Raw genomic sequence first — 12,577 nt, forward strand, 5'->3', positions numbered from 1 at the left:
CCTCACATGTAATTCACAATGTAGATCATCGCGCCAATCGCCACCCAAGGCACTATATAAACACCCAGGATCAGTTTGCGCCGGAACGAATTGTCATACACGTGCAATCCGCGTTCCACAAAAGCGTCCTTGTTGCCCGTCTTGCCTTTTTCATCCCACCAGGTTTCCAGTTTGCGGCGGCGCATCCCGCGCGAATAGAAAGACAGCGCAAAATAGATAATCGTCTGGATCACCAGCAAGATCAGCAAAAGGCGCAACAATCCGAACATATCAGCCTTTCCTCACCGAACCCCATGGACCGACCCGAGCGATTACGTCATCGCTGACCCGATCGTCGCCGCTCATATCCGGCTCATGCCCGAACAGCGCGGCGCGGGCACCTTGCTTGTCCACCTGATACTCGCGCACAAGGAAATCGGCAACATAGGCTTTTTTGCTCTCGGGCCATCTGGAATACGTGCTGTAGAACAGCTCCTTGTGGCAGATGAACATCTGGCGCGGGTCCAGCGGGGCCAGTTCGGCCAGTAACATGTTTACCAGATCACGGTTCGGCGTATTCGCGGCGCGTAACGTATAGAAATAGGCCGGATGGTCCGAAGTGATACGCGGCCACGGCCCCCCGTCACTCGCCCAGCGCAGCAGTTGCGCCAGACCGTGATAGGCATCAGGCAGGCGATCCGAGTGGTTTCGCGCCAGCCGCCGCATGTCGCTGCGGTCCAACCCGGTCAGGTCGACATCCGCATCCGCCGCCGCGTCAACGGTCAGGAAATCCATCTTCTGTTGCAGGATCGCGGCGGCATCCACGCCGCGCGCCTTGACGATCGGTTCGACCAGATCGTTGTAATCCAGAAACTTGGCGATTTGGTTCCGCTGTGACGGATCAAACGTGTACTTGATCGGCAGGTCGTCGGGCTTTTCACCCATGCAAATCGCGGCTGGGTGATCCAGATCGGGAAACAGGTACAGCCCGCCGAAATGCGCCGTCCAGAAATTGCGCTGCTCGAACGCTGTGTGACGCAGGCGGACGGGGTTTCGGGTGACGTCTCCGGTTTCCTTGGCCGTTTCGATCATCCTGGCGATCAGCACATCGTCGAACCAGGCGTCTTCTTCCGTCTTGAACTGTTCGACCATGCCCGCCAGTTGCAGTGCCTTGCGCAGGGTACCGCCTGCTGTGTCGGCCTCGATCTCAATCTTGCGCAGGTTCAGCAGATCGCGCGGCGTGCTGAGTTTGATGACCGAGTTCACCAGCTCTCCAGCCACCGCATCGGTAGCGGTCAGGGCGAACAGCTGTGCCTCGTTCATCTCGATGAATTCGCGCAGAATATCGCGCGAGGTCGAGAATTTGACGTTCAGCAGAGGTGCGCGTTTCTGCTCGGTCGTCAGCAGGATGAACTGCCGGTTGACCCCGTTGGGGTTGAGGTAAAGCTCATCCTCCAGCTCAATCCCCATCTCCGGCGAATAGCCCGAGATATCGATATGGAAATCCGAAAGCTGAGTGGTCTTGCCCGCCAGATGCTGCAGCGCGCGGTTATACCGCTCGACCAGAGCCGGGCTGGAGATGTGGACGAGATTGCCGAACATCAGGCCTTTTTTGATGAGGCGGATCATGCTGGATCACCGAATCGGAACTGCAGCCTCATACCCAGGCCGAGTGCAAACACGTAGGGCAATGCGAATAAGACCAGGAAAGCGGAATACCAAACTTCAGAGCCGAAAATTTGTTTCGGGTCATAATAGTTCCAAAACCATCCGAGTCCCAGAAACAAGGGGATAAGACCGACAAATGGACCTACACAAACACTGAGGGAAAACCAAACAAGGAACCTAAGCGCGAACAGCTTGCCTTCTGGCACGGGTAGATTTCTGCGAACGGCGAAGCTCGCCGTCCAACAAGCGAAGGGCACTCCTATCAACAGGATAGCAATGAGCTGCGCAGCTTCCGTCACCCATTCCCCTCCAGATACCGCCGCTTGGCCTCTTCCATCCGGCCCATCTCACGCACCGCGTTTTCGATGGCGACCTCGTCGCTCTTGTCGGCATAGCGGAACTCGCTGTCGGCGTAGCGGTTTATCTCCTGGATCACCATCTCGACCGTGATCGGCTGGCGCAGGTCCTCGATCATGGCTTTCTTGGTGTCGTAGTCGCGGAACAGGAACAGGTCGGGGTTTTCCATCCATTCATCGGGCAGTTCGAAATCCATCGCGCGGACCTTGACCGCGTCGGTGATGTTTTTGATCGCGCGGCCGGTGAACCGCTCATCCGCTTGTTGGATCGCCTTGAGGTAGGTGCCCATCTTGGCAATCGTGTCCATCTGGCCGATATCGCCGGACACCCGGTCATAGACCTGCAACAAAGCGTCCTCATGCGGGCGGGAATGGCTTTCGAAACTGGCGGCGACGGCCTTTTTGATTTCCTGCGCTGCATAGGCTTCGTGCTCGCCCAGCGGGATGTCGTGGTTGCGGCCCATCAGCAGGTGCAGGATGTCGATGTAATCCTCGCGCGTTTGCGGCCCGTCCACCAGGAACCGTGCACCCGCCCGCTGGCGTAGGGCGTCGTCCACATTCTCAGGGTAGTTCGAGAACATGCCAAAGGTGCAATTGCCGCGCACAACGGTGTTGGCGCCCGCAAAGCTCTCCATCAGCACGGCGGTGATTTCCAGTTGCCCGGCTGACGACTGCCGGTCGCCGCGTTTGCCCGCCAGTTGGTCGATATCGTCGATGGTGCCGAAGCCGATGACCGAGGGGTCGATGATCGTGTTGATGAAGGCCTTAGCGTTCTGACCGGATTTGCCCTGATAGCTGTCGATATTGTCGGTGCTCAGGTTCTGATAACGGAACGGATAGCCTGCGTTCTGGCAATAGTCGTTGATCAGCCCGGCCATCATCTGGATCAGGGTGGTCTTGCCGGTACCCGGTTTGCCGTCGCCCATGAAGGTAAAGATGAACCCGCCGAGCTCGGCAAACGGGTTCAGGCGGCGGTCAAAGTCATAGGCCATCACCATCTTTGCCAGCTTCATCGCCTGATATTTGGCGATGTGGTTGCCGACCACTTCGTTCGGTTTCTTGAACGTCATGGTCAGGGTGGTGGATTTCGCCTTGGATGCTGGCTCAAAACCCCGGATCGTCAGATCATCCGCCTCGATATGCCAGGCAGCGTTCTGAAACGGGGCCAGATGACTGGCAGACTGGGCGCGCAGGGCGGCCTTCTCCATCAGTTGTTCGGCATAGCCGCTGGTGGCCGCGATCAGGTGTGCATCATCGGGGGCATGTTTGGCCAGCGTCTGGTCCAGTTCCCAAAGCGCGCCGTGCAGGGCGAGTTGACCATTGTCGGTCAGAACCTCTTCGATTTCGTCAACATCAGCAGTGGTTTCACCCAGATGCGAAGACATCAGATAAGCCAGCGCATTGCCGAACACGTGAGAGGTAATCAAAGCTTCGGCGGTCAGCAGTTCCGAAAACTCGGTCTTGCGTGCAGCGGGCAAATCCCCGGCCAGATTGGCTCGTTTCAGATCGGCCAGTGGCGTCTGCTCCGCATAAGCCTCGGCAAGCGCCAGAGCAATCGCAATGGCCCGGCGAATGGCCTGCTGCGTGGTGGCCTGCGGCGGCGAAACCAGCGCATCGCCATCATCCGAAGCCTCGATCCGTTCGACCAGATGCACCCCATCGGTGCGTACGGTTCGACGTGTCACCAGACCCGGCGTTGTCGACCGAAACCGTCGCCCGGTTGATACGCCCGGAGAGCGTTCAACGGTGGCTTCAACAGCCTTGGCAATCCGTGGCGCATGCTCGAAACCGTTCAGCAGGGCAGTCGCTGCCGGATAATGCTTGCGAATATCGTCTTCGCGCAATTCCATCTGATCTGACGTCAAACTCATTTCATAAACCGCTCTTGCTTCATCTTTTTAAAAATACTCCCGCCGGAGGCGTGAATCTCAATATCTCAACACTTGTCCGGCCTTGCTGACGACGAACTTGCGCACATCGGCAAACCCCGGCGGGTTGCGTTCGGCCAGCACCTGGAACGGACGTTGCGGCAGGATGATCGACCGCTGGGTGCGCGTGGCCCCGGTCTCGGCCCCCTGCCCGCCGAACGGGTCCAGTGCGAAAACCTCGCGCTCGACGGTGGAAAACCACCCGGCGCGTTCTTCAATCACCTCTTCGCTTTGCAGCTCTTCGGTGGTCCAGGCCAGCGCCCAATCCTGACCTTGCGGCGATTGCGCATCTTCCAACACCTGCCGAAGGGGTCCTGATTGCTCGGTAAAGGCCGAAGAATACATCGGCCCCACATGGATGCGGCGCATATGTTTGGGGTGCAGGTCATCGAAATCCTGATCGAAGCCTTTGGCGATGGTCACAAGTTTCAGACCACCCAAGCTCTGCGCCATCAGATGCGCCTGCACTTCGGGCCAGCGGCGCTGATCTTTGGGCAGGGCGGTTTTGCCGCTGTCCTCCAGCTGCATCATGTAGATCACCGGTAGGTTGATCTGACTGTCATAGACCGCCCAGTGGATCATAAACTGCCGCCGCTCGCCCTCATTTCCGATCCAGTGACATTCGGGATCGTTGCGGGCCCAGAACAGCTCTCCTTTCAGCAATTCCTCGTAATAGAGCCTTTGGGACAGCGCGAATTGCAGCTTGGTTGGGATTTCGCGGTCGCCGATGATCGTCCGCACCATGTCGGTTTTCAGGTCGTCTTCCGAGGGCATATTCGCCAGATGCACCTGCGCCTGCTGCGCGTCATTGGCCATGGTCAGCAACTCAGCCGCCACCGGAAACCCACTGTCGCGCTTGTCCATGGCGAGGCTGCCAAAGAATCGCCCCGTATCGCGCCCGACCAGCAGATATTTCATGGACAGCGCGCGGAAAGTGTAGAGCAGCCCCGAAAGGTAGCGCGACACGATCCGCACCTCTTGTTTTGAGATCGCGCCCTCCGCCTCCATCGTCGCAGCCACGCGCAGAAGGTGGACGGTGATCACCTCGAATTTGCGGAAGTAGCGGCGCGAGGCGAAAGTGTCGGTCAGGCCGACATGGTCTTGGGTGGGGTCACTCATAAACGGTTCCCAAACCTATCGAAATGCCATGGACGATTTTTCTTTTCGATTTTCAGCATTTCTTCTTTGAGCATCCTTAGCGAATACAGAAGTAGCCAAAAGCTACCGAGTACAACGGATAAGCCCACTAGCTGGAAGAGGAAATCGTATTCACCCAAAAACCTTTGAGTTACGAAAAATACGAAAAGCATCGCTCCAACTATGCACCCGAACATCGCTAGCAGCTTGAGGAGCAGAATGAATACGTCTTTCGTCACGTCAAATCTCGCTGACTAGCTCAACCCCCGTACAAATTCTTATCATGCTTCTCGACAATCGAGGCAAACCGGCGGGCAAAGCGCTCATCCGCCTTGGCCTTCTTCTCCAGCACGTCGCGGGCAAAGACCATGTGATCCTCATGTGCCTCGAGCATGTCGGCCATCTTCTGGTTGGTCGCGGTGCCGATGGCGGCCATGGCGGTTTGCGCCTCTTGGTCGGTCTGAACGCCGATCTCGTTGATGCGGTGGGCCACGTCCTGCTGCTGTGCGGTTTTCAGCGATTTGGTCAGCGCGTCATACAGCACCACGCGCTGTTGCGTGTCTGTCTGCAGCTTGTTAATCAGCACCATCTGCGTCGCCGCCTGGTTCTGCAGGGAATCGACCCAAGTCTTGCCCTTTTCGATATAGCGCTCCAGCGTCTGCGACTTGGCCAACTTGACCTGCTCTTCCTGAACTTTGGCGTTGTATTGCTTGTTCAGCTCGGCCAATTCAGTCTCTAACTGAGTGCGCGCGGCGGCGTCCTGTTCGACGCTGATCTTGTTTTCCAGCGTGATGATCGTCGGGTCCATGCCCTGAATCTCAGACCGCAGTGCCTCCAGTTCGGCCACAGTCGCCTCACGGTCGTCCAGCGTGACGGTCAGGTTCTCTTCGACTTTGACGCGCTGTTCTTCCAGCACCGACAACTGCCCCTCAAGCAGCTTCACGATCACGTCGGATTTGGCGATCAGGTCCTGCAGCTTGTCATCGATATTGGCGGTGCGCATACGTTCCTGCCGCATCGATTCAGATTTGCCTTTGGAAAAGATGCCGACAAAGCTCTCCCATCCGGATTTCGAGCGCATCTCGTCAAAATCCTTGGAAAAGGCGCTGGTGACGTCGTCCAGACCCATGATCAACTCAGCGATGTTGGCATTCATCACCTCGGTATGGGCGTGCACGTCTTCGAGCGTGGCGTTTTCGATGTCGATATCCGCTTCGGCCGTGCCGATCTTGGCCCGCGCCGCATCGATGCGTGAGGTCAGCCCTTCAATTTGCGACTGGCTTTCACGTACTTTGGTTTGCGTTTCCTTAATAAGCGCTTCGAATTGCTGGTTCGACATCTCTGCTGTCCTCTTTTTCTTTAATTACCCAATAAGATAGGGAATGTTACGGCCATTTACATCCCTTTGGGCCCAAAAATCAGGGGAACTTTGGCAAACTCACGACGGAAAGGAAAGGTACGTGGTTGCACCCTGACTTAGAACTTGGCGCTGCGGCCAAGTTGCAACGCCGGCGCCCGAAAAAATTTGATCAAAACTGGAATGATCAGCCTAACTCAGTGGCCATAGACAAAGCAGGCAACACCTGTTTGTGTGCGCCCAACTCAATTTCTGCGCGGAGGAAGATCATGCTGGATGCATCGACCGATTTGAAATCAATCCTGAAGAACCCCGAACTGCTTGCTACCAAGGCCTATATCGGCGGTCAGTGGGTAGACGGTGACAATGGTACGTTCAAAGTGACCAACCCGGCGCGTGGCGATGTGATCGCCGAGGTTGCCGATGTCAGCCGCGCTCAAGTGGCCGGAGCAATCGCACAAGCCGAAGCCGCGCAGAAGGAATGGGCCAAACTGACCGGCAAGGAACGCGCGGTGATCCTGCGGCGCTGGTTCGATCTGATGATGGAAAACGCGGAAGACCTGGGTAAAATCCTGACCGCTGAGCAGGGCAAGCCGCTGGCAGAGGCCGTCGGCGAGATCGGCTATGGCGCGTCTTTCATTGAGTTTTTTGGGGAAGAGGCCAAGCGTGTCTACGGCGAGACCATCCCGGGCCATCAGCGTGACAAACGGATCATGGTGCTAAAACAGCCCATTGGTGTGGCGGCCTCGATCACGCCTTGGAACTTCCCGAATGCTATGATCACCCGTAAGGCAGGACCAGCGCTGGCCGCGGGCTGTGCCTTTGTTGCGCGTCCAGCCGCAGAAACCCCTCTTTCTGCGCTGGTTCTGGCGCTACTGGCAGAACAGGCCGGCGTTCCCGCAGGCGTGTTCAACGTTGTGCCTTCGTCCCGGGCCAGCGAGATCGGCAAGGAGTTCTGCGAAAACCCCGGTGTGCGCAAGCTGACCTTTACCGGTTCTACTGAAGTGGGCCGCATTTTGCTGCGCCAGGCTGCCGATCAGGTCATGAAATGCTCGATGGAACTGGGCGGCAACGCGCCGTTCATCGTGTTTGACGATGCCGATCTGGATGCGGCGATCGAAGGCGCGATGCTGTGCAAATTCCGCAACAACGGCCAGACCTGTGTTTGCGCCAACCGCATCTATGTACAAGCCGGTGTTTATGACGCATTCGCTGCCAAGCTGAAAGCGGCGGTCGAAGCACTGGAAATCGGCGACGGCTTGACCGAAGGCACCACAACGGGTCCGCTGATTAATGCAGATGCGGTCGCCAAAGTCGAAGAGCATATCAAGGACGTGACCGAAAAAGGCGGAGCGGTTCTGACCGGAGGCCTGCCGCATGATCTAGGCGGTACGTTCTTCCAGCCGACCATCGTAACCGGTGTGACACAGGATATGATGGTGGCGCAGGACGAGACTTTTGGTCCGCTGGCCCCACTGTTCAAGTTTGAAGATGAAGATGACGTAATCGCGATGGCCAACGACACGATCTTTGGTCTGGCATCGTATTTCTATGCCAAGGACCTGAGCCGCGTCTACAAGGTAGCCGAGGCGCTGGAATACGGCATCGTTGGCGTGAACACCGGCATCATCTCGACCGAGCTGGGCCCATTTGGCGGCGTCAAGCAATCCGGTCTGGGCCGCGAAGGCAGCCATCACGGCATGGAAGACTATCTGGAGATGAAATACGTCTGCCTGTCGGTCTGATCTTAAAAGGCCCCGGCGCTACATGCCGGGGCCGTTCAGTTGTGACAGGACTGCAAACAGACCGCCATATTCTGGCAATGACCCGCGTTCATCCGCCTTTCATCCAAATTTAAAAAGGACAACAACCGTTGTCATTGCGCTTTGTTTGCCTGACTTCTGCCAAATTACGTCCTTCCTTATCGTCAGAAACATCGCCGAAGGGGTCGATACCAGCCGTGAGACCTCGACCGAGATCATCGCGACGATCGATGGCCTGACACTGATCTACACCGAAAGCCAGTCTGGCCGCCTGCATGAGCCCGGCGCGGTGAATTGGATCGAAGACACCCAATACGCCACTGCCAACGAAGGCGGATCGCGCGATTGGGTGATCTGCCATAAGGACGGCACCGAAATTGACGAGAACGGTGCCGGTTTCGAGAAAGCCATCATCCAGATCGGCCACTACTCCGACAAACGCACGGACAGCAAAGGCGTTGAGCCAGAAAGTTTGACCGAGGCGATTTTAATGGCACCCCGATGATTGTTGCTGGTGCCGAGCGCGCCTTGGGCGAGACGCTTGTAATGACCGACAATGACGGCGTCGACGATGTCCCGGACGAGGTGGTGTTCTGATCCATCGGCTCTGTGAGGATGAGAACAGGCCCTAACGCTGGCGTTATTAAGGCCTCACACAAAGATGCGCGGAACCTTTCGCGCGCACCGAACGCATCCCGTGCAACTTTGATTTTCGATTCAGTGTCGACCCTTCTGGCTTGACGTCCCGATCTTACAACCATAGAGAGGCGGCTTTCGCAAATTCATCGGGAGCTTCTGGTATGGCGTCTTATGGCCCTGTATTAGGCATTGATTTCGGCACCTCAAACTCTGCAGCCGGTTATCTGGTGGATGGCAGCCCGCAACTTGTCGAGGTGGAGCCCGGGCAACAAACTCTTCCCACTACTTTTTTCTTCGATTTTGAATCGCGCAAGACATTGATGGGCGAGCCTGCAAATGCTGCGCTGCTGAACGGGGCAGAGGGTCGGTTCATGCGTGCCCTGAAACGGGTATTGGGCACCAGCCTGATGCACGAAAAACGCCAGATCCTGAATGAACGCGTTACCTTCGTCGATGTCATCTCACGCTTTCTGGCCCGGATCAAAGCACAGGCGGAGGCGCAGGCAGGATGTGCCATCGACCGTGTTCTATCGGGCCGCCCGGTGGTGTTTCACGGTATGGGCGATACGCGGGAAAACCAGGCAGAGGCCGACTTGCGATCCTGCTATTTGGCCGCCGGGTTCAAACAGGTGGACTTCATGCCTGAACCTGTCGCAGCAGCGATTTCAAGCGGTGCATTGGATCGCCCCGATCAGATCGGACTGATTGTGGATATCGGCGGCGGAACTTCGGATTTTTCCCTTTTTCGGTCAAACGATGATCAAATCGGGATTCTGGCAAATCACGGCGTAAGGATCGGCGGCACGGATTTTGATCGGTCGATCAGTGTGGATCAGGTGATGCCACTTCTGGGCAAGGGGACAGAGCTGCGCAAGGTAATTGGTGGCGGGACCACGCCCACTCCGGTCGCGATCTTCAGCGATCTAGCCACGTGGGAGAAGATACCTTTCCTCTACACCGCCCAGAACCGCCGCTTGGCGGATGAGATGGCGCGGTTGGCACAGGAACCTGAAAAACTGACACGTCTGGCAACAGTTCTGCGGGATGAGCTGGGCCACGACATGGCCTTCGCGGTGGAACAGGGCAAGATTGCTGCCAATACGCAGAAGGCCAATGCCGCCATCCTTCTGGATCAGATCGAACGCAACCTGTCGGTCCCAGTTCGAATGGAAGACCTCGACTCGATCCTTACGCCACATGCCCGCACGCTGAGCGATGGGGTTGCGGAAACCCTGCGCCTTGCAGGCCTTGCGGCGGATCAGGTTGATTGCGTTGTATATGTTGGCGGATCCAGCCTGATGTCTACGGTCACCGATACGATGAAGGCTGTCTTTCCCAACGCACAACACCGGTTTTCCGAGGTCTTCACAGCCGTCGCCGACGGTCTGGCGATTGCGGCCAACAGGCCCTGAATGTACAACGCCCCGCGTCTGGAGGAACGCGGGGCGTGTGATGCGACAGTCCGGGAGGAGGAGACTGCCGCAGGAGTTTCAGAAGCCTCAGTTCACGGCTTTAGCGTCAACCACGTCCTTCTCGATGGCCTTGGCCGAGGTGATCTCGATCCGGCGCGGTTTCAGGGCTTCTGGAACTTCGCGCTTCAGTTCGATGTTCAGCATTCCGTTTTCGTGGCTCGCGCCGGTGATGCGGACATGGTCTGCCAGCGCAAACCGACGCTCGAACGCGCGGGTGGCGATGCCACGATGCAGATAGCTGCGTTCCTTGTCTTCGGCGGCTTTTTTGCCAGCCACGACCAGCGAATTCTCTTTCACTTCGACAGTCAGGTCATTTTCAGAAAAACCGGCAACTGCTACCGAAATCCGGTAAGTGTCGACGTCGGTTTTTTCAATGTTGTAAGGCGGATAGCTGGGCTGAGCCACATCATTGGTCAGAACGCGGTCCATCATGTCGGCGATCTGGTCGAAACCAATGGTTGCGCGGTGCAGCGGTGCAAAATCAAATGTACGCATGTGTCGTATCCTCATCCTTGAGCGATTCACGATTTATGCCCTCCAACTGGACGGGCGATTAAAGGTACCGGACCCCATTGTGGCGATCCGATATACATCACATGGGCAGCGATCTAACCGAGTTCAACCCCCGCCAGAACTGATGAATTTCGCACCGGACCCGTACTTACCGGAACCAACCTGCAATCGGCGGATCGAAGCCTTGGGCTGCGGCGCGTCGCGCCGCATGATGGCCTTGAGCTCGGCGACAATCCCGTCAAGCTCCATGCCAAACCCCACCTTTCTTTGACCGTTTGTGCCAACCGCCGAAACCACCGACAGGATCTGCCAACGCGAACCGTTTTTCGCCAGAATGGCGGATCCGGAAGACCCGAACGTGATATCGCAATCAAAGGTGATCAAGCCCTGCCTGCGGTCGATGATTCGGCACGACCGTTCCCGCGTGATCGCCTCGGACCGTCCTCGCCCGTACGAAGCAATACTGATCTCGTTGCCCGGAACGCGCCCGCTGTGCAGCGCAAAAGGGTCGGCGACGGAATAGGGGATCGACTCATCCAGCCGCATCAGAGCCACATCCATCTGAACGCCTTCGTGCGAAAGCGGGTTGTGCGAACCATAGCTGGGATGAACGGCGATTTGCGCAACCTGCCGTTCGGCCAATGCGTTACCGTTGCTGAGGCCCGCGCGAAAGGTGATGTCTTCAGGCCTATATGGTTTTCCCGTTCGCCGGTCCACAGCGCAGTGTGCAGCCGTCAGAACCACATCCTGAGCGATTAAAGTGCCGGTGCAATAAGAACCGTCGCCGACATCCAGACGTCCGATAGCTTCCCAACCATAGAGATCATCCCGGTCCGTCAGCTTTCGCTTGTTGGCTTGCCCAAAAGACGCTGTCGCCAGAACACTCAGGCCCAAAATCAGGCTCCAGAAAACTCTATTCATGGCCGAATAAACCTTGCGCCTATGTTCTTGCCCGATCCTGATCCGGACGATGACAGCCCGAATCCACGCCCGGCAGATAGTTCGTCGCGCAGCAGCTGCAGCGAATGTTCAACCGAAGTGCCAATCGCAACGCTCTGTCCATCCATGCTGGCCTTGGCCGCCACAACAGACACAATCTGGGGACGCGTGCCAGCGAAAGAGAAAACCGGTGCCCCCGATGATCCGAAATCGACGTCACAGGACATGACCATGATTCCTTCTTGCCGGTTCATGACTGAACAGACCTGTTGCAATGACGGTGCCTCGGACCGGTCATGTGCATAAGACACAACGCCCACCTCTGAGCCTCGTCGGGGCTGATCCCCGGATTCAAACGGAATGACGGCTGTGTTTCGGATCGGCTGCCAAAGCTCGATCAATGCAACGTCTGCATTCATCCGGTCTGCCGAGGAATCGGCGTTGAATTGGTAATCGGGATGGACAACGGCCTGCCTGGCCGTCCGATATGCCAAAGCGCGTCCTAACCGCCACCCGGCCAGAAACTCGATATCGGTCGGATTAATCTGTTGCCCGGACACTTTGTCGAACAGGCAATGCGCCGCAGTCAGAACATGCGTCGGTGAAACCAATGTTCCGGTACAAAACCCTTTGCCGGCAATATCCAGCCGCCCAACAGCCATCCACTTGCGCCCGGAATCCGAAGTTTCCAGACTTTCCAGTCCGGAGTCTTGTGCTGTGGCCGCCATCGGCAAGACACAGAGCACAATCGCCTTGATCCAGTTGCGCACGCGGTTCTCCGGGATTCACACTGACCTATTTCTCCTATGCGCCTCGTTGGGCGAAA

The 12,577-nt window shown here is 57.2% G+C and carries 11 protein-coding genes; 3 read left to right on the top strand and 8 right to left on the bottom strand.

Features of this window, described 5'->3' with window-relative positions; all coding sequences use genetic code 11:
* Positions 1 to 2: 2 nt before the first annotated feature.
* The 5 genes from Q0816_RS12880 to Q0816_RS12900 all read right to left on the bottom strand — a co-directional run bounded on the left by Q0816_RS12880 (position 3) and on the right by Q0816_RS12900 (position 6,407).
* Positions 3 to 269: a hypothetical protein gene (locus Q0816_RS12880; protein WP_298851091.1), complete on the bottom strand. Its 267-nt coding sequence runs from the start codon at positions 267 to 269 to the stop codon at positions 3 to 5.
* Between the two features lies 1 nt (position 270).
* Complete coding sequence (locus Q0816_RS12885) at positions 271 to 1,608, bottom strand: DUF6638 family protein (RefSeq protein ID WP_298851093.1); 1,338 nt, start codon at positions 1,606 to 1,608, stop codon at positions 271 to 273.
* 334 nt (positions 1,609 to 1,942) lie between these two features.
* Positions 1,943 to 3,874 carry an ATP-binding protein gene (locus tag Q0816_RS12890; RefSeq protein WP_298851095.1) on the bottom strand — a complete coding sequence of 644 codons (1,932 nt, stop codon included), beginning with the start codon at positions 3,872 to 3,874 and terminating at the stop codon, positions 1,943 to 1,945.
* Positions 3,875 to 3,931: 57 nt separating this feature from the next.
* Positions 3,932 to 5,050: a hypothetical protein gene (locus tag Q0816_RS12895; protein ID WP_298851098.1), complete on the bottom strand. Its 1,119-nt coding sequence runs from the start codon at positions 5,048 to 5,050 to the stop codon at positions 3,932 to 3,934.
* Positions 5,051 to 5,327: 277 nt separating this feature from the next.
* Entirely contained in the window at positions 5,328 to 6,407 is a 1,080-nt protein-coding gene (locus Q0816_RS12900; RefSeq protein WP_298851100.1) for a hypothetical protein, read from the bottom strand.
* A gap of 287 nt (positions 6,408 to 6,694) precedes the next feature.
* Here Q0816_RS12900 and Q0816_RS12905 point away from each other — a divergent pair, with 287 nt between their 5' ends.
* The 3 genes from Q0816_RS12905 to Q0816_RS12915 all read left to right on the top strand — a co-directional run bounded on the left by Q0816_RS12905 (position 6,695) and on the right by Q0816_RS12915 (position 10,239).
* Entirely contained in the window at positions 6,695 to 8,170 is a 1,476-nt protein-coding gene (locus tag Q0816_RS12905; protein WP_298851102.1) for an NAD-dependent succinate-semialdehyde dehydrogenase, read from the top strand.
* A 145-nt stretch (positions 8,171 to 8,315) separates the two neighbouring features.
* Positions 8,316 to 8,693 (top strand): hypothetical protein, encoded by a 378-nt coding sequence (locus tag Q0816_RS12910; protein WP_298851106.1) that lies wholly within the window; start codon positions 8,316 to 8,318, stop codon positions 8,691 to 8,693.
* Positions 8,694 to 8,988: 295 nt separating this feature from the next.
* Positions 8,989 to 10,239, top strand: a complete 1,251-nt coding sequence (locus Q0816_RS12915) for an Hsp70 family protein (RefSeq protein ID WP_298851108.1) — start codon at positions 8,989 to 8,991, stop codon at positions 10,237 to 10,239.
* An 87-nt stretch (positions 10,240 to 10,326) separates the two neighbouring features.
* Here Q0816_RS12915 and Q0816_RS12920 read toward each other — a convergent pair whose 3' ends face one another.
* The 3 genes from Q0816_RS12920 to Q0816_RS12930 all read right to left on the bottom strand — a co-directional run bounded on the left by Q0816_RS12920 (position 10,327) and on the right by Q0816_RS12930 (position 12,521).
* Entirely contained in the window at positions 10,327 to 10,794 is a 468-nt protein-coding gene (locus Q0816_RS12920) for an Hsp20 family protein (RefSeq protein WP_298851110.1), read from the bottom strand.
* Between the two features lie 123 nt (positions 10,795 to 10,917).
* Positions 10,918 to 11,733 carry a trypsin-like serine protease gene (locus tag Q0816_RS12925; RefSeq protein ID WP_298851112.1) on the bottom strand — a complete coding sequence of 272 codons (816 nt, stop codon included), beginning with the start codon at positions 11,731 to 11,733 and terminating at the stop codon, positions 10,918 to 10,920.
* Complete coding sequence (locus tag Q0816_RS12930; RefSeq protein ID WP_298851114.1) at positions 11,730 to 12,521, bottom strand: trypsin-like peptidase domain-containing protein; 792 nt, start codon at positions 12,519 to 12,521, stop codon at positions 11,730 to 11,732. Before Q0816_RS12930 ends, Q0816_RS12925 begins: the two co-directional genes overlap by 4 nt.
* Between the last annotated feature and the right edge of the window lie 56 nt (positions 12,522 to 12,577).

Source organism: uncultured Ruegeria sp., from assembly GCF_947497005.1.
Taxonomy (GTDB): domain Bacteria; phylum Pseudomonadota; class Alphaproteobacteria; order Rhodobacterales; family Rhodobacteraceae; genus Ruegeria.

Bases quoted from the DNA above. Each gene is read 5' to 3' on its own strand.
- Q0816_RS12880 (WP_298851091.1), bottom strand. From the start codon at position 269: ATGTTCGGATTGTTGCGCCTTTTGCTGATCTTGCTGGTGATCCAGACG.
- Q0816_RS12885 (WP_298851093.1), bottom strand. From the start codon at position 1,608: ATGATCCGCCTCATCAAAAAAGGCCTGATGTTCGGCAATCTCGTCCAC.
- Q0816_RS12890 (WP_298851095.1), bottom strand. From the start codon at position 3,874: ATGAGTTTGACGTCAGATCAGATGGAATTGCGCGAAGACGATATTCGC.
- Q0816_RS12895 (WP_298851098.1), bottom strand. From the start codon at position 5,050: ATGAGTGACCCCACCCAAGACCATGTCGGCCTGACCGACACTTTCGCC.
- Q0816_RS12900 (WP_298851100.1), bottom strand. From the start codon at position 6,407: ATGTCGAACCAGCAATTCGAAGCGCTTATTAAGGAAACGCAAACCAAA.
- Q0816_RS12905 (WP_298851102.1), top strand. From the start codon at position 6,695: ATGCTGGATGCATCGACCGATTTGAAATCAATCCTGAAGAACCCCGAA.
- Q0816_RS12915 (WP_298851108.1), top strand. From the start codon at position 8,989: ATGGCGTCTTATGGCCCTGTATTAGGCATTGATTTCGGCACCTCAAAC.
- Q0816_RS12920 (WP_298851110.1), bottom strand. From the start codon at position 10,794: ATGCGTACATTTGATTTTGCACCGCTGCACCGCGCAACCATTGGTTTC.
- Q0816_RS12925 (WP_298851112.1), bottom strand. From the start codon at position 11,733: ATGAATAGAGTTTTCTGGAGCCTGATTTTGGGCCTGAGTGTTCTGGCG.